Genomic DNA, 23,375 nt, shown 5'->3' with positions numbered 1-23,375 from the left:
CAAGAAAATTGGCTTTTTTTAGCATTGAGAACTAGTGCTATTAACGCTTATACCAGTTCCATTAAGTTTGTGATCTTGTTGTGCATAGGGAAAATAAATCATGGCAAGGCGCTCGATTGAGCAATAGCTGGCTATTGGGATTGAGAGCAACACTGACATGGCTTACTTTAACCAGCACAAGTGAGCAATAATTTAGTGGAATTGGTATTATTTAAGCTGTTTTTTTCACTATTTTCATATGTTTTGCAAATAGCACGTTTCTATTGACATAAACTAGCGCCATTGCCATCACAAACAACCAGATACTGATTGGTGTAAAAAATTGCTCATTATTTACTTTGATAAGTTCTGCATTAACTTGAACATATTCGGCGGTAGTAACCTCTGTATTGCTATTAAGCACTTGAACTGGGTAAACTGACTCTCCTAGATGAAGAGTTTGATGTGCTCCAGCTGCGGTAAAATCATTTTTGACAAATTCATTAGATTTACTCACCGAGCCTAAGTCGATTTGTTCCGCTGATGTTGGCATTGCCATAAGTGCTACAACAATTAATGCACTTACTGATAAAAATGTATTGCCCATACCAGCCCTTTTATTTGATAGTTACTTTCTATTTTTTAACATATGTTGCCAAACGGCGACATATAAAGATTTTCGCAGATTATATACTAAGCAAGTAGCCACGGATATCGCAATTATTACAGCTACTTATAACTTAAAAGTATATGCAAAACACCAGTTAACATTATATTTACATAAGTTACGGAATTTGTTGAGGTTATTTCTAATTAGCTGACCAATAGAGTCATTATATTATCTTCCATACTAAGCTTTACATCACGTGTGCAGGAAAGTTAATAACCTTTTGCATGAGATTATGCCTAATGCAATAGGCAATGACACAACAGCAAAAATACCCTGCCGAATACTTCACTATTTCATCCTCGCTCACAGAGATACTCAATTAAGGTAAACTTTGTTAAACTGCAAAATTATTTCCTGCCATTTTGCTCGCAAAAACTTAACATAAAGAAGATTCAATGACTGATACAACCCCTGACACTACCGCTAACAGTTTTCCTCGAGCTGGCTTTAGACGACGCTTTGGCTCATGGATTTATGATTTTCTACTTTCTTTTGCTGTATATATGGTCGCTGGAGCGGTTTCATTTTTATTAATATATCTAGGCCATTATTTTGGTCTGTATGACATGCAAGGTGAACAACATTTTTCCGATACTATTACCAATACTTACTGGTTAAAGTGGCCAAATGAATTATGGAAAATGGCTTGGGTGGTTTTTTTCTTTGTCTATTTCTGGACTAAAAATGGCCAAACGTTGGGCATGAGAGCATGGCGTTTACGCGTACAAAACCTTGATGGCTCACTGTTAAGTAAAACCACAGCTATTAAACGCTTAGTGCCGACTTTGTTAGGCCTAGGGAATATTTTGGTTATTTTTGATAGAAAAAATAAATTGAGTTTACAAGATAGACTAACGAAAACTGAAGTCGTAGTGTTGTCGCTTGAAGCTAATAGAGGTCGTTTATAAGTCCTCTTTTCTGGGTAGACTAAATAATTTTCATTAGTTAAGCCAAGTTCAGGTTTGTTATTAGCTTTCTTATTATGGAACGCTATTCCCTTGGTGAATAGCGTTCATTATTAAGCATTTATTTACTAAAGCTACTTTACTGCCAGCTCATTATCGAGCTATCAAAGTTTTACTTTATTTAAAATTTCTAAGCTTTCTTACTAATAAAATACCAAGCAGCACCAACAAAGCACAAACTTGGCATCGTTGCCCCAAATATTGGCGGTAGTTGATATACCAAACTCATTGAGCCCAAGACTTCATTACTAATGAAGAATAGAATGCCAGTAAAGACGCCCATCATAATGCGTGCGCCCATAGAAACTGAGCGCAGTGGCCCAAAAATAAACGACAGTGCCACTAAAAGCATTACCGCAACCGTCAAGGGTTGCATTATCTTTCGCCAAAAAGCGAGTTCATAACGACTGGTATCTTGCTCATTCGCTTCTAAATAATCTAGATAATCAATCAAACCACGTAAAGACAGTGACTCAGGTGTAACCGTTACTACCCCTAATTTTTTGGGTGTTAACGATGAGTTCCAAATTTTTTGACTGTGATTCTTAGTAATAATTTCGTTTTCAATTAACACAAACTCCTCAACATCCGAGAGCAACCAATTATCACCTTGATAAATAGCACTTTTAGCCGTAAGCCAACTATCAATTCTCAATTGCTCATTAAAACCATAAATTTGAATGCTCTTTAACTGACCTCTATCTTGTACTTCGCCTATATTGACAAAGTAATCACCGTCTTTGGCCCAAACACCATTTTTAGCTGAGATTAAACTACCGCCAGAAATAGCTTGCGCACGAATTTCACGTGCTTTCGCTTCACCACTGGGCGCTAACCACTCACCGATGGCCATGCTGACAAAGATCAATAGTATGGCGGTTTTCATCACCGATTTAATAATATCTAATTTTGATAAACCCGCTGCTTGCATCACCACTAACTCACTATTACTAGCTAGCATACCGATGCCAATTAAGCCGCCAATCAATGCCGACATAGGAAAGAATATTTCTACATCGCGTGGCACAGCATACAGAACATATAATCCCGCATGTGCTAAGTCATAGTTGCCTCGTCCTATAGCACGCATTTGCTCAACAAATTTGATGATACCACTGACACTTACAAAGACAGCCAGAGTGATGAAAGTAGTAGAAGCAATAACGCGACCAATATAAATATCAAGAATGCGCATTAATTACCCTTAACTTGTTCGTAAAATTTGATAATAGAACTGACGCTAACAAAGGCGCCTTGGGTGATAAAAGTATTAGCAGCGCTGTGATAAGTAAACGACCAATATAAAAATCAAGTATGCGCATTAACTATCCTTACCTTGATTGTTTTTCTTATGTTTCTTACGTCTAAAACTCGGTAATTTTGCTTTAATAAATCGGCCAGTACTGCGTTCCTTCATTAACAGCATTATACCGATAAATAAGGCACTAAAATGTATAGGCCATAAGCCAATAACGCTAGGGATGGCATTTTTTTCTATGGCTGAGCGCATTGATGTTAACAATAATAAATAGCCTAAAAATAACATCAAGGCTGGTAACATTTTGCCAAATTTCCCCTGCCTAGGGTTGACCACACTTAAGGGCACGGCAATAAAGGTGAGGATAATACAAATCAACGGGAAAGCAATTCGCCATTGAATAGTGCCGCGATAAGCCGATTCTAACTCTGGGGAGGTATTGTTATATAACTCCAGCGTTGTTATCGCGCTTAATTTACGGTGTTTGTGTTCAACTTCTTGATCTTGGATCTGAATATAGTATTTGTCGAAGGCCACAGACTGGAATTCACCGCTATCAATATCTCTGTGGTAACGAATACCGTCACCTAATACTAGCTGTTGCGAGCCCAATTCATCTTCAAAAACTCGTCCGGTTTTTGCGTACACTAAACTTGAATGGATAATACTGGCGCCACTGTGCTCACCTTTGGGCAATTGCGCGACAAATACTTTATTAAAACTATTGGTTTCTCGGTCTTTATCATGAATAAAAACCACAGCATCTTGGTTGCCCGTTTGCTGAAAACGACCTGAAACTAAGGCACTTAAGCCAGAGTCGGCAGCAAGTTCTTCTTTTACTTGATATTGATACTCCGAGGCGAGCGGCGCAAGGTACAAAGTAAAAATCCCGGTAAAAATGGCGGTAATAACGGCCAACACTAAAGTAACTCGAACCACGTACCACTCACTGATACCACAAGCGTGCAGTACTGTCATTTCACTGTCCGCATAAATCCGACCATAAGCCAGCAATACCCCTAAAAATAAGCTAAGCGGTAGGATAAATCCGGCAAGGTCTGGTATTTTCAAGGCAATAAAAGTCATGACCAGTTGCCCAGGGATACTTCCTTCTGAAGCATCGCCGAGCACACGGACAAATTTTTGACTGATAAAAATAGTCATTAACACAAAAAATACTGCTATTTGTGTTTTGGCGACTTCTTTTAATAAATAACGAAAAATGATCACAAAAAGATCCTGTAAAAACTTAGTTTTTATCTGACATATTGGCAAATATTGAGTAAACTTGCCGTTTTCATAAGTAAACTATATAGTCAGTAACTAACGAATATTGATGAGTGCAGCTATAATTATAGCCCTTAGCAATATCACTTGAATAGACAAGAGTGCTATTTTTTACTTATTTTAGCAAATTAATTACCTTATAAAAATTGTAAAAGGAAAAGTCATGGAGTTTAGTGTAAAAAGCGGCAGTCCAGAAAAACAACGTAGCGCATGTATTGTAGTGGGTGTTTTTGAGCCACGCAGACTTAGCGGTACCGCCGAACAGCTTGATGAAATCAGTGAAGGCTACATTAGCAACCTTTTACGCAAGGGTGACTTAGAAGGTAAATCAGGACAGATGTTATTATTACATCATGTACCTAATATTTTAAGCGAACGTGTTTTACTCGTTGGCTGTGGTAAAGAGCGCGAGCTTGATGAACGTCAATATCGTCAAATCATTACCAAAACAATCAATACCCTTAATGAAACGGGCTCTATGGAAGCGGTATGCTTCTTATCAGAGTTACATGTTAAAGGGCGTGATATTTACTGGAAAGTACGCCAAGCAGTAGAAGCAGCACAAGATGCCTTATATAGCTTTGACAGTTTAAAAACTCGCATTGCCGAGCCACGTCGCCCATTACGTAAAGTTGTTTTTAATGTACCAACTCGCCGTGAACTGCCTATTGGTGAACGTGCCGTTGCTCATGCTTTAGCCATTGCTGAAGGTATTACTACCTGTAAAAATGTTGCTAATATGCCGCCAAACATTTGTAATCCTGCTTATCTTGCTGAACAAGCTAAGATTCTTGACAGTGATTATGAAAAGGTCACCACAACGATTGTTGGCGAAAAAGAAATGGAAGAGCTTGGTATGGGTTCATATCTTGCCGTAGGTCGAGGTTCGGTTAATGAATCATTAATGAGCATCATAAAATATGATGGCGCTGGTGATGATTCCAAGCCATTAGTATTAGTTGGTAAAGGTCTAACATTTGATAGTGGCGGTATCTCATTGAAACCTGGCTTAGGCATGGATGAAATGAAATATGATATGGGTGGCGCTGCCGGTGTTTTAGGTGCTATGCATGCACTAGCTGAGCTTAACTTATCTATCAATGTAATTGGTGTTTTAGCGGGCTGTGAAAACATGCCAAGCAGCAACGCCTATCGCCCAGGTGATATCTTAACAACGATGTCAGGTCAAACCGTTGAAGTATTAAATACTGATGCCGAAGGCCGCTTAGTGTTATGTGATGCACTTACCTATGTTGAACGCTTTAATCCAGATGCAGTAATTGATGTGGCAACCTTAACCGGTGCTTGTGTAGTTGCCTTAGGCGCACACGCTACTGGCTTACTAAGTAGTCATAATCCACTTGCCCATGAGCTTTTAAACGCTTCTGAGCAAAGTGGCGACAGAGCATGGCGCTTACCTTTATGGGATGATTATCAAGATCAACTTGAAAGCCCATTTGCTGATTTTACCAATTTAGGTGGCAAAGAAGCAGGAACTATTACCGCAGCTTGTTTCTTATCTAAATTCACGAAGAAGTATAACTGGGCACATCTAGATATTGCTGGTACAGCATGGCGCAGTGGCAAAAACAAAGGTGCAACTGGTCGTCCGGTAAGCATGTTAACGCAGTTCTTACTTAACCGTGCCGGTCAAGAGCAAGGCGAATAAGCTGTTATTGCCAACAGAAAAACATGCTGGTTTAGTTTACTGAAAGAGTAAATTTATACAGTGAGTTTATAGCATAAAGAGAAACCCTAGTAGTTCTGCTACTAGGGTTTAGTTATTCTCATATGCGAATGAAGTTAGGTCACTTAACTTTGACCCTATTAACGACCCAATTAACTTAGGCTTAATTAACTTAGGCTCAAATAATTTAGGCGAATGACATGCAAAGCCAAGTAATGTTTTATCTACTTAAGGATGAGGTAACAGACGAAACAGATAATGATACAAGTTCTGCGCTCTATCATGCCTGTTTGCAAGCCAGCTACTTTTATCGACAGAAGCAGCGAGTCTATATTTATACACAAGACCAAAAACATGCTGAACAAGTTGATGAAATGCTTTGGGCATTTGATAGCGATAGTTTTGTACCACACAACCTAGTCGGTGAAGGTCCTAAACAAGGCGCAGCTGTTGAAATAGGTTTTCAAGCTCCACAAGGGCGTCGTCCAGTACTTATAAACTTGACCAGTACTGTGCCTAACTTTGCTAATCAATTTCAATTTATCGTTGATTTTGTACCTAGTGATGAAGCACTTAAACAACAAGCAAGAGAACGCTTTAAAACTTGCCGACAATGGGGTTTTCAAGTGGATAACCAAGCGGTACCCGTACCAGGTTCTGTATCAAAAGAAGCTAGTAATTAGCGGTTCGCCTTGTACAAAAAGATAAGCACAAAAGTAAGTGAAAAATAAAGAATACTATAAGCAATGAATTTTACTTTGTTGCACTTTTATTTTGTTGTGGTTTTACTGCTAAATTTTTACTGCTGAACTAATGCAGGATAAGCAGTAATACAACAAAACTACGAACAACTATTAAACCTATTACCGGATAAAATGATGGAAAAAACCTTTAACCCTACCGACATTGAACAGTCCCTTTATACTAGCTGGGAAGAGCAAGGTTACTTTAGCCCAACCGGCGAAGGTGACAGTTACAGCATTGCTATTCCACCACCGAATGTTACTGGTAGCTTACATATGGGTCATGCTTTTCAGCAAACCATCATGGATACGCTTATTCGTTACCAACGCATGCAAGGTAAAAACACCTTATGGCAAACAGGTTGCGACCATGCCGGTATAGCGACACAAATGGTGGTTGAACGTAAGATTGCTGCTGAAGAAGATAAAACGCGCCATGATTATGGTCGTGAGGGTTTTATCGATAAAATCTGGGAATGGAAAGAAGAGTCTGGCGGTACCATTGGCAAGCAAATGCGCCGTTTAGGCAACTCTATCGATTGGACTCGTGAACGCTTTACTATGGATGACGGTATGTCTGAAGCAGTACAAGAAGTATTTGTGCGTTTATTTGAAGACGACCTAATCTACCGTGGTAAACGCCTAGTAAACTGGGATCCTAAATTCCATACCGCTATTTCAGATTTAGAAGTTGAAAACAAAGATAAAAAAGGCCACATGTGGCACTTGCGTTACCCGCTTGCTAATGGTGCAAAAACAGCCGATGGTCTTGACTATTTAGTGGTAGCGACCACTCGACCTGAAACTATGCTTGGCGACACGGGTGTTGCAGTAAACCCAGAAGATCCTCGTTATAAAGACCTAATTGGTAAACAGATTTTATTACCGTTAGTAAATCGTTTAATCCCAATAGTTGGTGATGACCATGCCGATATGGACAAAGGCACGGGTTGTGTAAAAATCACCCCTGGACATGACTTTAATGATAATGAAGTTGGTAAACGTCACGCCTTGCCACAAATAAACATCTTAGATAAAGATGCCGCTATTTTAGCTAACGCTGAAGTTTATGATACCAAAGGCGAAAAATCTGATGTTTACAGCACTGAATTACCAAGCGAATTCGCCGGTATGGATCGTTTTGTTGCCCGTAAAGCTATCGTTGCTAAGTTTGACGAGTTAGGTTTATTGGTTGAAGTTAAAGACCATGATTTAGTTGCCCCTTACGGTGATAGATCCGGCGTTATCATTGAGCCACTTCTTACTGACCAATGGTATGTACGTGTTGAAAAATTAGCAGGCCCTGCAGTTGAAGCTGTTAAAGACGGTCAAATTGAATTTGTCCCTAAGCAATATGAAAACATGTATTTTTCTTGGATGAACAACATTCAAGATTGGTGTATTTCACGCCAGCTTTGGTGGGGACATAGAATCCCAGCTTGGTATGACGAAAGCGGTAAAGTATATGTTGGTCGCACCGAAGCAGAAGTACGCGCAAACAATGACATTGCTGCTGATATGAAATTAAGACAAGACGAAGATGTGCTTGATACCTGGTTCTCATCAGCTTTATGGACTTTCTCAACCCTAGGTTGGCCAAAAGAAACTGAAGATTTAAAGACCTTCCACCCTACCGATGTCTTGGTAACTGGTTTTGATATTATTTTCTTCTGGGTTGCCCGCATGATCATGATGACTATGCATTTCAACAAAGATGAAAATGGCAAAGCACAAATTCCTTTCAAAAAGATTTACATGACTGGTCTTATTCGCGATGAAAATGGCGATAAGATGAGTAAATCAAAAGGTAATGTAGTTGATCCGTTAGATATGATTGACGGTATTTCTCTTGAAGATTTACTGAAAAAACGTACCGGCAACATGATGCAGCCAAAACTTGCCAAGAAAATTGAAAAACTGACCAAAAAAGAATATCCAAACGGTATTGAAGCACACGGTACTGATGCGCTACGTTTCACCTTAACCTCAGTTGCGACTACCGGCCGTGATATTAGCTGGGATATGAAACGTCTTGAAGGTTACCGTAACTTCACCAATAAATTATGGAATGCTAGTCGTTACGTAATGATGAATACCGAGGAGTTCGATTGTGGTCAAGCTTCAGAAAACGGCGCGCCTGGCGAAATAGAATTATCTCTTGCTGATCGTTGGATCATAGGCCAGTTCGAACAAACAGTAAAAACGGTTCACGAAGCCTTTGATACTTATCGTTTTGATCTTGCCTCACAAGCTTTGTATGAATTTACCTGGAACCAATTTTGTGATTGGTACTTAGAGCTTACTAAACCAGTATTATTCAAAGGTAATGAAGCACAACAACGCGGTACTCGCCATACCTTAGTGAACATACTAGAAAGCTTATTGCGTTTAATGCACCCAATTATGCCATTTATCACAGAAACGATTTGGCAACGTGTACAGCCATTAAGTGACTTTGACAAAGTTGGTGATTCAATCATGATTCAAGCTTTCCCTCAATTTGATGAGAGCAAGTGTGATCAACAAGCGATTGACGACTTAGAGTGGGTGAAACAATTTATAGTTGCTATTCGAAATATCCGTGGCGAAATGGATATATCACCAAGTAAGGCAATACCAGTATTACTTAAAAACGTTAGTGACAATGACCAACGTCGTTTAAGCGACAATGAGCAATTCCTATTAACGCTCGCTAAATTAGAAAGTATTACCGTACTAGCTGATAACGAACAAGGCCCTGCCTCAGCATCTGCTGTTGTCGGTGATTTATCGGTGCTTATCCCAATGGCAGGCTTAATCGATAAAGAAGCTGAATTGGCGCGTTTAGATAAAGCGATGGATAAGCTTGAAAAAGATGCGGCAAGAACCCGTGGTAAACTGGCCAATGCTAATTTTGTCGATAAAGCCCCCGCAGCGGTTATTGAAAAAGAAAAAGCTAAATTAGCCGAGGCTGAATCTGCATTAGCAAAAATGCTGGAGCAAAAAGAACAAATAGCTGCGCTATAGTTCACAACACTGCTCAAGTTTAAAAAAGTGACAACTGGTCTAACTAGTTGTCACTTTTTTATTTAACTCTCAGTAAAACCCTATTCTCACTACATTTCCACTAGCTTTGTTAGCCACTCTCATTTAAAACGAAGAAATGTTGAACTAATCTAATTTTTTATAAAGCATATTAAAAATAACTATGCTAGACTGCTTTTGCGTTGAGTTCTTGCGTTGCAGATGAAGGTTTATACTGACTTTTGTTGTAGGTTTTCTATCTTATACACTTTAGTGTATTGATATACTTGATTATTCTACACAGACAGATTTTAAACAATGCAAACTGTTGTTTGAAGCATTATTTGTGTCGAATATGGTTTGTTCCTTCCTCTTCCTGTACTTTTTGGTAGAGGGCATTTACTCGGGTGAAAACGGTTTCTATCCATTCTGGAATAGAGCCACATTATTATTTTATGACTACGGGAAAATGTTAGTATGTCTGATACAGTTACTGGTAAAGTTAAATTTTTCAACGAAACTAAAGGTTTCGGTTTTATAGAGCAAGAAAATGGTCCTGACGTGTTTGTTCACTTCAGCGCTATCTCTGGAGACGGTTTCCGTACTCTAGCTGACGGTCAAGCAGTTACTTTTACTGTTAAACAAGGTCAAAAAGGCCCTGAAGCAGAAAACGTACTAGCTGTATAAGTTTAACTTATAAGCTAAGCTAAAAAAACGAAGCATGAGTTTTACTCGTCCTTCGTTTTTTTGTATCTGTCTCTTTATTTCTGCCCTGCCCTTTCTATTTAAACGCTTCTGAATTACCCCCGCAACTTCAGCTCGTTAGAGCTTAGTTTCCATTATTATTCTATAAAACTCTACTGCCTTGACAATCAATAACCCTACCGCCAAAGACTCCTTAATAGCTTCTACTTAAACTTATAACGTCCTTTTATTAATAACTCCAAAGTCCAAATCAAACCGGTCAAACAAAATAACAAGGTTAATATGGCAAAAATGCTAATCTGCCAATTATTAAAACCGCCAACAGCGTCTTGCCCAAACAAAGGGTAATCCATAAAGTGCAGCATAAAAAAGAAGTCAACAAAACGTTTATCTTCATTACTGTGCCCTACTAATCGACCAGAGCTGGCATTAATATAAACACTTGTTTCTAGCTCATCGGAAAAGTTAACTTGCCACAAGCTATTCTGCTCTTTTAAAAAGTCTTCAATCGGTGGCACAACCAATGATGTACTAGCTATTTTTCCTGAGCCACTGTAACTAGACTGGGCAAGTGCAGCTGCCATTTCAATATCTATTTCCTTAACTGTACCAGTATAAGCATCAACTAAGCTAAAGAGGCTGTCAAAGTGCTTATATAAGCCTTTATCATGGGTTAATAAGTAATACGGTTGCCCAAGTCGCTGAACCAAGGTTATCTCACTAGCACCTGATTGACTCGCGGTTAACACCGCTTGCGGGTCAAGCAAGCGTTGGTGGTCAATATCCTGCTTAACCATAGCTTGTCTATAATGATTACCACTCGCTTTGTCATGATCCATCCAGTTAAAGAATATACCGGTACCAAGCCAAATAAATAATTGAATAAATACCAATAACGATAACCACTTATGCAATGATTTTATAGTTGATAACTTGAAGTATTTGGACGTTTTTTTATTATTTTTTTTCATTGGCTGCTCCCCTAGGTTTGCGTTAATTTAGCTTTACTCGGCGAGACTTTCCTTTTCTGCGCTTTTGATATGTAGGAGCGAGGCGATAGTAGGTCAGTACTAGGCCAAATATACTGGCAATAAAAGCGAGTATAGAAACAATTCGAAGTAGTTTATTGTCCGGTGACTCATCAACATAATCCATAACATGAAAAGCAAACATCCAGTCAAATATTCGCCAGAAGCTATGTCGCTTGGTCACCAGCTGAGCTGAGTAGGCACTAATATAAAAACTTGGACTAGCAAAGTCATCAAAATCGACACGCCATACGGGAAGGTGTCTAGCGTTAAGCTCTCTTAATGAGGTTTCAGTGATGAGCTTAACACTACTGATAACTACGCTTTTATCGGCATAGTTTTGTTTAGCAATTTCAGTCGCTATGCCCTCACTTATCGGCGAAATGATCTGGCCATCTTGGGCCGAAACAGTCACTTTTTCATTATTTTGGCTAAAACGGTAAACCGCTTTATTGAGCATTAAACCCAGTTCAATTTTTTTTGCCTGAGGATGCTCCGTTAATAACTGCTTAAAACTATAGTTAACTTGCTCAGGCACTATGGTTTGCTTTTGCTCTACAACTAACGAGTCTCCATGAATATAATCTATATCCATTAGTACCATATAGGTACCTGAAGCTGACCAGACAACAAATTGTAAGCCGATGAATAACATCAACCATTTATGATACTTCCTACTATTTCTATGTAATGACACTGAAGCTCCTAAATTTCAGTTAAGGCCTGTACTAACATAGCCTCTATTTGCGCAATGATTGCTTGATTGATTTTTTCATCAAAACCACTAATACGCGGGGTATGAATATGACCTGTGGGAATGGTTGAGCCGAGCTTGTTGCGCAGCACAATACTTCGATAAGAAATTTCATTGGAGAGATAGCCGCCACCGCCACCTTGCACTGATATTTTATCACTTAGCTCTGCTAAGGTATCAGCGGTAATATCCTTGGCTTTACCATCAGTTAAAATAGTTACGCCGCGGTTATCATTAATTTTATACTTGCCTTTAGCTTGCATCATCGCTTGATAAGGCAAACTAAACAGTACAAAGTCATCACCTAGTAACGGTGCTTTAAGTAAGCTAGGGATTAAGGGATTAGTCTTATTCGCGCCGGTATAAACATTGACATTATCTGGCGCCGTAGAGCTGCGTCTCAAACCGGGATAGTGCTCTAAATCGAAATCACTTCGCCCCATTGAGATGGTAGTAATCAAATCGACACTATTGAGAGCATAAAAAGGCGCCAGTAAACTTTCTATTTCACCTTGATCAAAGTCTTCATAACGTACAGGCACCATAGCAGTATTGATTTCTGCGGTAATGGTCTTTTTAACACCGTCGATAATACCACTGTATTTAATAATTTTGCCATCAAGTAATAAAGCGGCTAAACCAGATGGGTTGGACTGTTTTAAATTTCGATCGAGCAAGAAGGGATCAAAACCGGTTAAGAATATACGTTTATCTGTGACTTTTACATAACCCATATCACTATAACCACGAGAGCTCTTTTCAAAGGTTTCTAGCAAACTTTTCAATTCAGTTTGAGTAAAGTGATTTTTAGTTGATTTAACATAAGCTTGAATTGATAACCTGGTCCAATATAAAGGCCTATCATCGACTAGCTTACCATTTTGAGCTTGCTGCTTACTGTATTGCCAAAGCTCATCACCAAATTGATTCATAGCACGTTGGCCAACAGAAAAGTCAGTCACCTTTGACCAGTCACCTTTAAAGACAGACCAATCAAAATAGTCTGTAAGCATAGGCATGGCCAACTGCGCTTTTTTTACACGTAACTCTTCAATGGTTAAATGACTAGTAGCACTGGCTATAAAGCTTGTTGTACTTACTATGAGACAAAGAGCGAATAGCGGAAAAGTTAACTTCATAATGAACCTTTAATTATATTTATTTAAACCATAATGCCATGAAGAGTAGTGAAGTAAACTTGTTCTCTGATATTAAAAGTAACGCATAACAAAAATGGCGCTATATGTTGTAAACATATAGCGCCATTTAATAAACTATTGAGTGTGATTAACTAATCTGCAATGCTCTAGTCAGCAATATACTCAACTACTTCTAGGCCAAAACCAGACAGCGAATGATATTTGGTTTGTGAGCTCAACAAGCGCATTTTACTTACGCCTAAGTTAGCCAGTATTTGTGAGCCGACGCCAACATTACGTGAACCAACATGACGGCTAATTTCTTTTACTGTTTCACCAGCATCTATTTTAGCGTATTTTTCAACTAAGTTAATTAACTCCATTGGCGATTCATGTTTACCTAAAAGCACTAATACGCCACCTTCTTTGGCTATTTTTTCTAGCGCATTGGCCATCGGCCATTTAGCAACACTTTCACGTTGGCTAAATAATAAATCTCTAAAGGTATTTTCTAAATGAACACGAACCAGCGTAGGTTCGTCAGCTTTGATTTCACCTTTAGTTAAGGCAAAGTGTGCTTGACCATCAATAGTATCTTTAAATACGGTTAAATCAAACTCTCCAAAAGCGGTAGGTAGCTTACATTGAGAAACTCTTTCAATAGTGGTTTCTGTCGCATTTCTAAATTCGATTAAATCGGCAATAGTGCCCATTTTAATATCATGCTTTTGCGCGATAACTTCTAAATCAGGGCGACGCGCCATGGTGCCATCTTCATTTAAGATTTCGACAATAACTGCAGCTGACTCAAAACCCGCCATGCGTGCTAGATCAACACCCGCTTCAGTATGACCGGCACGATTTAACACGCCGCCATCTTTAGCAATTAGAGGAAAGATATGACCAGGCTGGACGATATCTAGATGTGTTGAACCTTTATGGGCAGCAGCAAGTACTGTAGTAGCACGATCCGCAGCAGAAATACCTGTTGTTACACCAGTAGCAGCTTCAATTGACACGGTAAAGTTAGTACTAAATTGTGCGTCATTTTTATCTACCATCAAAGGTATTTTTAATGTTTCACATTTTTCACGACTCATCGGCATACAAATTAAGCCACGACCATGAGTTGCCATAAAGTTAATTGCTGCAGGGGTTACTGCTTCAGCAGCCATAATGAAGTCGCCTTCATTTTCCCTGTCTTCATCATCCATTAAAATAACCATCTTACCTAAGGCGATGTCTGCGATGATTTCTTGTGGGGTATTTAAATTCATTTCGGCCTCTTTGATGGCTAGCTATTTTGTTAGCGCCATTTTAACTGTGCATATTTGTTATATTTTAATGAGTTCATAATTTATATACAGCCATCATTTACTTATTTTGACTATAACTAACGTTAATTATGTACTGAGTTTAATTCTTTACTTAACTCTTTATTTTACCGTAAAGCTGGCTACTTGATAAAGCCCGCTTTCAATAACATAGCTTCACTAATGTTCGACTTTGGTGTTTGCTTATTTGGTTCGCTCTTAGTTAGCAAACGTTCAAGGTAGCGGGCAATTAAATCCACTTCAATGTTAACCTTAGTGCCTACTTGATAGTCGGCAAAGATAGTTTCTTTTACCGTGTGCGGCACTATTGTTAGTCGAAACTTACCTTTTGAGCCATTTTCAGCAAGGGCATTTACCGTTAAGCTAGTGCCATCAATAGTTACCGAGCCTTTTTCAGCAATATAATGTGCTAAATCACTTGGCATACTAAGCCAGTATTCAATACTGTTACCATTGTTATTAATGGCTAATACTTCACTTACACCATCAACATGACCTGAAACCATATGACCACCAAAACGTGTACTTGCTAGCATAGCTTTTTCTAGGTTTACTTTACTACCTACTTTATAGCTAGCAAAGCCAGTACGCTGTAAGGTTTCATTAGAAACATCGGCGCTATAACTGCCATTGCCTTTGCCACTATTAAAATCAACGACGGTAAGACAAATACCATTTGTCGCTATTGAGTCACCCAGCTTAACATCACTCATATCCAGGCTATTAGTCGCAATAACTAAACGAGCACCTTGGGCATTAACATTGATGGCCTTGATAGCACCAACCGCTTCGATAATTCCTGTAAACATAGACTTCTCTATTTAATTTTTTGTTTGTTTGTTTGGTATTAGTTGGCTAGTAATGCGAATATCGCCACCAACCATACGAATGTCACTAATGGTTAATACCTTAGCTTGACTTAACTTGGCTATTGTCGGCATTACCACTAAACTTTTACCATCTCCACCCATTAACTTAGGTGCTTGATAAAGAATAAGTTCGTTAACTAAGTCTTGCTCAATAAAGGCACCACTTAACTGTGCGCCTGACTCTATTAAAATATCGTTGAGCCCTCGCTTTGCTAACAATGTTAACAAAGCCGGCAAGTCTATTTTTAAGTTACCCTGGGCATTTTTTACCATAGGCAATTGCACATGTTCTACGAAATGAGGCCATTTTGGTAAGTTTTCAAGATTTACCTCAAGTTTATTTTCAACTTTTTCATTAACTATGCCATTTGATACACCATTAATGATTAAAATTGGTGATTCATATTCGAATAAAGCGAGGTTTGGCGTTAATCTATTTTGACTATCAATAACAACACGTACTGGCTGACGGAGCGTATCTTCTGCATAACTATTTTTTAATTCACCTAATTCAGACCAACGTACCGTCATTTTCGCATTATCGAATATGATGGAATCAGCACCCGAAATAATCGCACAACTTTGTGCTCTTAAACGTTGTACATCTTGGCGTGCTTCAGTTGAAGTTATCCATTTACTTTCACCACTAGCCATGGCAGTTTTGCCATCAAGACTAGCGGCTAATTTACAGCGTACATAAGGAAGCTTATTTTCTCGCTGATGAATAAAACCGACGTTAAGCGCTCTTGCACTTTGCTCTAACAAACCGGATTTTGTCTTGATACCTGCTTGCTCTAGCATAGCTAAACCATTACCTGAAACACGAGAGTCAGGGTCTACCATAGCAGCAATAACTTGCCCGATACCGGCATCAATTAGCGCTTTAGCGCATGGCGGAGTTCGACCAAAGTGGCTGCAGGGTTCAAGGGTAACGTAAGCCGTAGCACCTTTAATTAAATCAGCATGTTTTGCTTTTGCCTCAGCTAAGGCATGAACTTCAGCATGACCCTGCCCTGCTATTTGGTGATAGCCAGCACCAATAACCTTACCAATACCTTCTTTATAACTTACCAATACACAACCCACTCTCGGATTAGGTGACGTGGTAAAGTGGCCCTTTTTAGCTAATTCAATAGCCTGAGCCATAAAGAGGCTATCATTGCTGGTAAAGCCTTGAACAGTAGAAGCCTGCTTGTTGTTATCCACACTAGCTTTCATATTATTTTACGGCTTTCACTTGTTTAGTTTTTTTTGTCTTGCCGTTTTTTTCTTTACCTAAGCGCGTTATCTCATCAGCAAACTCACTGATATCTTCAAATGATAAATACACGGAAGCAAAACGTAAATAAGCGACTTTATCTAATTCTTTTAGTTGTGCCATGATCAAGTCACCAAGCATTTCACTACTGATTTCTCGCTCGCCAGTAGCACGCATTTGTGACTTTAACTTATTAACAGCTAGTTCTATTTGTTCCATGCTAACAGGGCGTTTTTCTAGAGCGCGGGATAAACCACTACGCATCTTATCTTCGTTAAAGGGCTCTCTGCTACCATCACGCTTAATAATACGTGGCATAACCAACTCAGCATTTTCAAAGGTGGTATAACGCTCATGACAAGCTAAGCATTCACGGCGGCGACGTACTTGATGACCGCCAGAAACTAAACGTGAATCTATGACCTTAGTGTCATTAGCTGAACAAAATGGACAATACATGGATTACCTACGAAAATTAAGGCTAAAAGATATAAGCGGTAAGTTTGTGGACAAAAACGAAAAATGGCCGCTCAAGGCGACCATTTTAATATAAATTCACTTATTTTAGTGAATTAGTTTTTCATTCAAGTCTTTTACTTTTGGTAAACCGGGAAACGGCTACACAACTCTTTAACTTGACCTTGAACACGCGTAATAACGTCTTCATTATTAATGTCATCAAGAATGTCACAAATCCAGCCAGTTAACGCTTTAGTTTCTTCTACAGCAAAACCACGACGAGTGATCGCTGGTGTACCTAAACGTAGACCAGAAGTAACAAACGGAGAACGTGGATCATTTGGTACTGAGTTTTTATTTACTGTAATGTTTGCTTTACCTAAAGCAGCATCGGCATCTTTACCCGTGATATCTTTATCGATTAAATCAAGAAGTAATAAATGGTTTTCAGTACCGTTAGAAACAACTTTGTAACCACGTTCTTGTAATACCGCTACCATAGCTTTAGCGTTATCTAAAACACCTTGCTGGTAAACTTTAAACTCAGGCTGTAATGCTTCTTTAAATGCTACTGCTTTAGCGGCAATGATGTGCATTAATGGGCCACCTTGGCCACCAGGAAATACAGCGCTGTTAAGCTTTTTGTAAATAGCTTCGTCATCACAAGCTGAAACAATTAAACCGCCGCGTGGGCCAGCTAATGTTTTATGGGTAGTTGTAGTAACTACATGAGCGTGTGGTAACGGACTAGGGTATAGACCTGCAGCGATAAGACCTGCAACGTGAGCCATATCAACGAAGAAGATAGCATCAATTTTATCAGCAATCTTACGCATACGTGCCCAGTCAACAACACCTGAGAATGCTGAGAAGCCACCGATAATCATTTCTGGTTTGTGCTCTAAAGCTAAACGCTCTAATTCTTCGTAATCAATGTCGCCAGTTTCTGGGTGTAAACCGTATTGAAAAGCTTCATATGATTTACCAGAAAAGCTTACATGTGAACCATGAGTTAAGTGACCGCCATGAGCCAAGCTCATACCTAACACTTTACCGCCTGGTGAAACTAAAGCTTGGAAAACTGCGGCATTAGCTTGTGAACCAGCATGTGGTTGCACGTTAGCGTAGGTAGCACCAAATAATTCTTTAGCGCGGTCAATGGCTAATTGCTCAGCAACATCAACATATTCACAACCACCGTAATAACGTTTGCCAGGGTAACCTTCAGCATATTTATTGGTAAGTTGAGAACCCTGTGCTTCAAGAACACGTGGGCTACAGTAGTTTTCAGAAGCAATTAACTCAATGTGCTCTTCTTGACGAACAACTTCATTGCTTATAGCTTGAGCAAGTTCTGGATCAAATTCAGCAATATTCATATCACGATTAAACATGGTTTATTCCTTAAGTATTTCAGCCCAAGGCTGCAAACGATGCCCTAATAACCTCTACAAAAAAGTTGATTAGAACACACAAAAATTAATGGCGGTATTTTGCCTGACTTTTATGACTATGTACACGGCAAAACGCCTTTGCTTTAGTGCATTTAGCACTGCTTTATAGCGTAATGGGTTAAGCATTCTCGCTTAGTATTTAATTAAATTTCGCATACAAGCAAGCGAACAAACTATAACTAATAAAAAACCAAGTTACAACGAATATAATACAGACAACAAAGCAAAAAGCCGAACAATCAACAACAGAACAAAGTAAAGTGCAAATATTTCAACAATGACATGAAAAATATTGCACTGTTGAAATAAAACGGCACTACCGAATATTACTCAGTAGTGCCGTTTTATTTCTTAACGTTCTTTGCTATTTCACCGGCTATTTTAACCCTACTTTATAAATTGCTATATAGCGTCAAATTGTGATAATTCTTTATCACGTTTTTTGTGGAACCAGTGGGTAATTAACCACATAGTTAAAATAAAAATATTGATAAAGATAAAAGGTGGCCAAGGTGACTTCTCTGATTCTGCCATCATGGCATAAATATACCAATTGACGGCAGGCAGCAGAAACCAACACGACAGTTTAATTAATTTTATATATTTAATTGAAGATTCAATCCCTGAAACTGCATTAGCAACGGCTTTATCAGGACTATCACAGCAATGCTGCCATATACGTAAACGTATTTTAATTTCATAATAAACAAATATTACCGAGCCTAGGCTGCCAAAAGTAAGATAAGCAATGGTAGCAGTGCCCCAATCGCCTTGATACAAGCCGATTAATAGCGCAATGATAAGAGCAACTGTAGCGATTACATCAATAGCTAATAAAGATTTAGCAAGTAAGGTACGCTTTTTAGTTTGCTTTAATAGCGCTTGAATATCTGTTTTTTCATAGGGCTGACTTTGCCAATCTTGGCTAAGTGCCAGCCACTGTTCATCAAGTGGTTGCTCATCTGATGGTGGATGTTCTGGCTCGGTGTTTTTTTGAGGTAATGAAAGTACATCAATCGATTTTGTTTTAACAATAATACTATGTTCGGCGTCTAGTTTATTGGGCTCTACCGACGATGTATCTTCATTGTCCAATATTGATTTATCCATTTACTGATCCCTCCAACAACTGTGCTAATGATGTTTTAGCTCGTTGTAATCTCACACCAACTAAATTGGTCGTTATAACTAAAACATCCGCTATTTCTTGATAGCTCATCCCCTCTAATGCCAGTGTGATCACTTGTTGCTGTTCAAGCTTTAACTGACGAATAGCATCGGCTAATCTTTGCTGTCGCTGGCTCTGATTCAGTGATTGATAAGGCGTAGGTTGATGTTGATCTTTTTCTGCTTCCACACTTATGTCACTTAAATCATGGTCGGCTTTAATCGTTCTCACCGCCTTAGCAACATGAGTCGCTAAGACATTATGGGCAATACGTGCGACAAAGGTTTTCACCGCCGAGTCTTGACGAAACTTAGGCAAGGCACGCCAAATGTTTAAAGCAATCTCTTGAAACAGTTCATCCTGAATAGCAACTTTTGCTTCAAAGCCGGTAATGATATGACGCAGCAGTTTTTCGTGCTCCGTCATCCACTGGATGAATAGTGCTTGGTGATCGACAAAAGAATGATGATCCAATTCGCTTTCCTGGCAGTCAATTTCCTTAGTCGTAGCAAAGGTTAATTGTGCTTTTGAGAATATTAATTTACCAGAATTTAACATAATACTTGCTTATGGATCATCATTTAATCATCACTGCTATCATAATTCACGTCATCAATAGCAGTACTGACTGAGCTCAAGGTACTACCACAGCACGCTAACTCAGCACACCAGCACTACCAACTAACTAAGCGCCATCACTACTTTTTCTGATTTAAGCCTTTGAGCCAATATCAGTACTAAAACTGCGGTTATAGCGATGGTGACACCACTAGTAGTAAAAACTGCTAACCAATTCACATCAACACCTTTAAAAATATCTTCAATGATAAGTGACTGCCCAGCAATGGGTAACCAACTTAACCATTGTGGCCTGTCGTCCATCATCATAAGCACAAACGGTATGAATGCCGGTACACCCAGAATCATAGTTACCGTTGACTGCGCTTCTTTAAAACTTTTAGCTTGAAAAGCAAAGAAAAGTTGTAATGCTGAAGCAAAAAAGCAAATAGGTATTAATAATAGTATTAATACTAACGTAGAAGATAAGCCTAAGCTGAAGGTTGCGCCTATCTTTGTTAAGTCAATAAAACCAACTGAGATAGAGGTGAGCACTAAGAGCAGCACGACCCCGATAACTGAAATAGTCGAAGCACCAATTAATTTAGCTATGACTATTTTTAAGGTACTTACCGGTTGACAAAGTAACATTTCAAGTACGTTACGTTCACGCTCTCCGGCACTTGAGTCTATGGCAACTGATAAACCAGACATAAACGCTGCAAGCATTAAGTACATACCTAAGATCATAGCGATCATCATAAAGGTGGCATCAGGTTTGGCGGTATCTTGCTCAACTAATTTTATCGGATTTAATAATCGCACATCAACACCGCGCAACTGCAGACGTTTATAACCAATAGTCATTGAAAATTCACGCACAGCACTATTAATACGACTTACCGGCACTAAAACAGCTTTATCGGTATAATCAGCTTTTAAATGTATTTTTATTGGCTTACCTTCAGCCATATTCTGTGCATAGTCTTCAGGTATTTCTATAGCAATATTACGATCATCCCAAATAGCTTGGTCACTTTCTGGAATATCAGCAAAAGCTAAAATATTATTATCACTTAAATGGGTGATTAACTTAGGAGCATATTCTGCGCCAGTAAACTTAATATAAACCGGCGGTTGATCAACCGATTTTTCAATCATTATTTTTGTACCTACCACAATCATAATGGGCGCTAATATGGCGAAGCCGAGTGCTGCCATTAAAGCGCGTTTATCACGAAAAGCTTCTTTATACTCTTTTACAATAAGCGCTTTTAGTTGGATGAAATCTAAGTTCATTATGCAGCTACTCCTTCATCTGAACCAATCAATTTAACAAAGGCATCTTCAAGTTGTTCTTCACCGGCAAGGTCACATAACTCTTGTGGTGTACCTTGTGCTGCTACCTTACCGTTAGCAACAATAATCACCCGATCACATAACGCAGCGACTTCTTGCATCACATGGGATGAAAACAAAATACAGTGCCCTTTAGCTTTAAATTTAGCCAAATGATTACGTAATACTCTTGTACTCATAACATCTAAACCACGGGTTGGTTCATCAAGTACAAAGTTTTTTGGCTGATGCACCAAAGCTTGCGCGAGTGTAACTTTCATTCGCTGTCCTTGTGAAAAACCAACGGTTTTACGGTGAGCTAACTCTTCCATATCTAAATCTTTGAGCACTTGTGCAATCGCTTGTTTTTTGGTTTCGCCGGTCATGCCATGCAGACTAGCAAAATAATCTATTTGCTCGTAAGCCGTTAAACGTTCATACAAGCCAAATTTATCAGGGAAAACACCTAAATTAGCACGTGCTGCAATTGGGTCTTCAGTAACTTTAATACCGTCAATAGTGGCAAAACCTTCGTCAGCCGAAAGTAAGCCATAGAGGGTACGTAAACAGGTGGTTTTTCCGGCACCATTAGGCCCTAAGATACCGGTAATTTCACCGTCCTTAGCTGTGAACGAAAGGCCGTCTAATGCTTTAACGGTATTTTTTTTGTCTTTTTTATCTATAAAGCTTTTATGTAGGTTAAATACTTCAATCATAATTTTTCCTTTGCTTTTTCTTTTACAAGAAATGTAATGCGTCCTACTAAATACCGTTAACGCTAGTCATAAATTTTTCTGCTGGAATGTCATCAAGACACGACTCATCTAATGATTTAGGATCTTTTGTCGTTAAAAATTCATTAATTATTTTATTTGCACAAGTACTGGTCGCAACGATGTGCGCTGTGTTTTTAGCTACTATATGATGACTATTTGGCAAGGTTTTCGCTGTGTACTCACCATTGCTTGGTGGAGTTACGGGATCTAAATCCCCTGATAGAATAAGCGTAGGAATATTAGCGGTAACCGCTTGGTAGAAATCGTCACTTGGACGATACTGTGGAAACAACGGACAAATATTGTCAAAGATGAAATGACCTGTATCACCATCAAAGTTATTATTGGCATCAGCAGCTTTCATTTGATCTGATATTTTAGGCACATCCTCATTACACACTATATTGAAGTGCAAGCCGGTATAAACTTGTTGTTCACCTTCAGTACTTGCCATTAAACCAATGAGTGGTTGGTAATTACCTAAATACGCTTGATTAATAACTAAAGGCACCAATGACCGACCTCTTGTACTGTATAATTGCATACGTAGGTTGCTAGTAAATTTATCTTCATCAAGTACAAATTTTATCGGGGTACCTAAACGTGGGTGCTGAATATCAAGCACTACCGGTGCTTTAGCTAAGCGTGTTTTCACTTGTTGAAATTCTTCGACTAAGTTAGGAAAGGCAGCATTACATGAGTCACTGTTTTTACAGTTTTCAACTAATGAGTCAAATGCACGCGCTACACTTTGTCCAAATAAACCAATAGGCACTTCAATAGGGCCAACACCGTCTAAGACAACACTTTCAAGTGATTCAGGAAACATGCGCATATACACTAAGCCAGCACGTGTGCCGTAAGAGCCACCATAAATATTAATTTTCTCATGACCTAAGGCTGCCCGAATACCATCAAAGTCACGGATAGCGTTTTCTGAATT

Annotated in this window: 21 protein-coding genes; 5 read left to right on the top strand and 16 right to left on the bottom strand. The window is 38.9% G+C overall.

Annotation, left to right across the window (positions count from 1 at the left end; translation table 11 throughout):
* Positions 1–211 precede the first annotated feature (211 nt).
* Positions 212–586, bottom strand: coding sequence for a hypothetical protein (locus HRT50_RS11450; protein ID WP_291614529.1), 375 nt, complete (start codon positions 584–586; stop codon positions 212–214).
* 458 nt (positions 587–1,044) lie between these two features.
* On the opposite strand from HRT50_RS11450, the gene HRT50_RS11445 reads away from it, so the two are divergent.
* The gene (locus HRT50_RS11445; RefSeq protein ID WP_291614526.1) at positions 1,045–1,557 is read left to right on the top strand and encodes an RDD family protein; all 513 of its coding nucleotides are present in this window, start codon (positions 1,045–1,047) and stop codon (positions 1,555–1,557) included.
* Between the two features lie 187 nt (positions 1,558–1,744).
* Here the strand turns inward: HRT50_RS11445 and lptG are convergent, their stop codons facing one another.
* Positions 1,745–2,809, bottom strand: a complete 1,065-nt coding sequence (lptG, locus tag HRT50_RS11440; protein WP_291614524.1) for an LPS export ABC transporter permease LptG — start codon at positions 2,807–2,809, stop codon at positions 1,745–1,747.
* Positions 2,810–2,935: 126 nt separating this feature from the next.
* Positions 2,936–4,102, bottom strand: coding sequence for an LPS export ABC transporter permease LptF (gene lptF / locus HRT50_RS11435; protein ID WP_291614522.1), 1,167 nt, complete (start codon positions 4,100–4,102; stop codon positions 2,936–2,938).
* A 220-nt stretch (positions 4,103–4,322) separates the two neighbouring features.
* On the opposite strand from lptF, the gene pepA reads away from it, so the two are divergent.
* The 4 genes from pepA to HRT50_RS11415 all read left to right on the top strand — a co-directional run bounded on the left by pepA (position 4,323) and on the right by HRT50_RS11415 (position 10,279).
* Positions 4,323–5,828 (top strand): leucyl aminopeptidase, encoded by a 1,506-nt coding sequence (pepA, locus tag HRT50_RS11430; RefSeq protein ID WP_291614521.1) that lies wholly within the window; start codon positions 4,323–4,325, stop codon positions 5,826–5,828.
* 218 nt (positions 5,829–6,046) lie between these two features.
* Positions 6,047–6,529 carry a DNA polymerase III subunit chi gene (locus tag HRT50_RS11425; protein ID WP_291614520.1) on the top strand — a complete coding sequence of 161 codons (483 nt, stop codon included), beginning with the start codon at positions 6,047–6,049 and terminating at the stop codon, positions 6,527–6,529.
* A gap of 195 nt (positions 6,530–6,724) precedes the next feature.
* Positions 6,725–9,595: a valine--tRNA ligase gene (locus HRT50_RS11420; protein WP_291614531.1), complete on the top strand. Its 2,871-nt coding sequence runs from the start codon at positions 6,725–6,727 to the stop codon at positions 9,593–9,595.
* 474 nt (positions 9,596–10,069) lie between these two features.
* The gene (locus HRT50_RS11415; protein ID WP_011041587.1) at positions 10,070–10,279 is read left to right on the top strand and encodes a cold-shock protein; all 210 of its coding nucleotides are present in this window, start codon (positions 10,070–10,072) and stop codon (positions 10,277–10,279) included.
* Between the two features lie 221 nt (positions 10,280–10,500).
* On the opposite strand, the gene HRT50_RS11410 is transcribed toward HRT50_RS11415, so the two are convergent.
* From HRT50_RS11410 to HRT50_RS11350, 13 genes are all read right to left on the bottom strand, one after another.
* Positions 10,501–11,268, bottom strand: coding sequence for a PepSY domain-containing protein (locus HRT50_RS11410; protein ID WP_291614503.1), 768 nt, complete (start codon positions 11,266–11,268; stop codon positions 10,501–10,503).
* A gap of 22 nt (positions 11,269–11,290) precedes the next feature.
* The gene (locus tag HRT50_RS11405) at positions 11,291–12,022 is read right to left on the bottom strand and encodes a PepSY domain-containing protein (protein WP_291614502.1); all 732 of its coding nucleotides are present in this window, start codon (positions 12,020–12,022) and stop codon (positions 11,291–11,293) included.
* 8 nt (positions 12,023–12,030) lie between these two features.
* A complete protein-coding gene (locus HRT50_RS11400) occupies positions 12,031–13,218 on the bottom strand; it encodes a hypothetical protein (protein WP_291614500.1) in 1,188 nt (395 codons plus the stop codon).
* Positions 13,219–13,385: 167 nt separating this feature from the next.
* Positions 13,386–14,495 carry a 3,4-dihydroxy-2-butanone-4-phosphate synthase gene (ribB, locus tag HRT50_RS11395; protein ID WP_291614498.1) on the bottom strand — a complete coding sequence of 370 codons (1,110 nt, stop codon included), beginning with the start codon at positions 14,493–14,495 and terminating at the stop codon, positions 13,386–13,388.
* Between the two features lie 179 nt (positions 14,496–14,674).
* Positions 14,675–15,361: a riboflavin synthase gene (locus HRT50_RS11390; RefSeq protein WP_291614496.1), complete on the bottom strand. Its 687-nt coding sequence runs from the start codon at positions 15,359–15,361 to the stop codon at positions 14,675–14,677.
* A gap of 12 nt (positions 15,362–15,373) precedes the next feature.
* Positions 15,374–16,639 (bottom strand): bifunctional diaminohydroxyphosphoribosylaminopyrimidine deaminase/5-amino-6-(5-phosphoribosylamino)uracil reductase RibD, encoded by a 1,266-nt coding sequence (gene ribD, locus HRT50_RS11385; RefSeq protein WP_291614495.1) that lies wholly within the window; start codon positions 16,637–16,639, stop codon positions 15,374–15,376.
* 1 nt (position 16,640) lies between these two features.
* On the bottom strand, positions 16,641–17,138 hold the full coding sequence (nrdR, locus tag HRT50_RS11380; protein WP_291614493.1) for a transcriptional regulator NrdR: 498 nt from the start codon (positions 17,136–17,138) through the stop codon (positions 16,641–16,643).
* A 134-nt stretch (positions 17,139–17,272) separates the two neighbouring features.
* On the bottom strand, positions 17,273–18,532 hold the full coding sequence (gene glyA, locus HRT50_RS11375; protein WP_291614491.1) for a serine hydroxymethyltransferase: 1,260 nt from the start codon (positions 18,530–18,532) through the stop codon (positions 17,273–17,275).
* Positions 18,533–18,994: 462 nt separating this feature from the next.
* A complete protein-coding gene (locus HRT50_RS11370) occupies positions 18,995–19,702 on the bottom strand; it encodes a hypothetical protein (protein WP_291614489.1) in 708 nt (235 codons plus the stop codon).
* Complete coding sequence (locus tag HRT50_RS11365; protein ID WP_291614487.1) at positions 19,695–20,318, bottom strand: sigma-70 family RNA polymerase sigma factor; 624 nt, start codon at positions 20,316–20,318, stop codon at positions 19,695–19,697. The genes HRT50_RS11370 and HRT50_RS11365 overlap by 8 nt, the downstream gene beginning before the upstream one ends.
* A gap of 123 nt (positions 20,319–20,441) precedes the next feature.
* A complete protein-coding gene (locus HRT50_RS11360; RefSeq protein ID WP_291614485.1) occupies positions 20,442–21,617 on the bottom strand; it encodes an ABC transporter permease in 1,176 nt (391 codons plus the stop codon).
* Entirely contained in the window at positions 21,617–22,372 is a 756-nt protein-coding gene (locus tag HRT50_RS11355; protein ID WP_291614482.1) for an ATP-binding cassette domain-containing protein, read from the bottom strand. The genes HRT50_RS11360 and HRT50_RS11355 overlap by 1 nt, the downstream gene beginning before the upstream one ends.
* Before the next feature lie 46 nt (positions 22,373–22,418).
* Positions 22,419–23,375 (bottom strand): alpha/beta fold hydrolase (locus HRT50_RS11350; protein WP_291614480.1); only part of this gene is annotated, 957 nt, incomplete at its 5' end.

Origin of the sequence: Colwellia sp. (assembly GCF_013215345.1) — a bacterium.
Classification (GTDB): domain Bacteria; phylum Pseudomonadota; class Gammaproteobacteria; order Enterobacterales; family Alteromonadaceae; genus Colwellia.
Note: the sequence above shows the minus strand (reverse complement) of the source record. Positions and strands in the feature narration are given on the sequence as shown.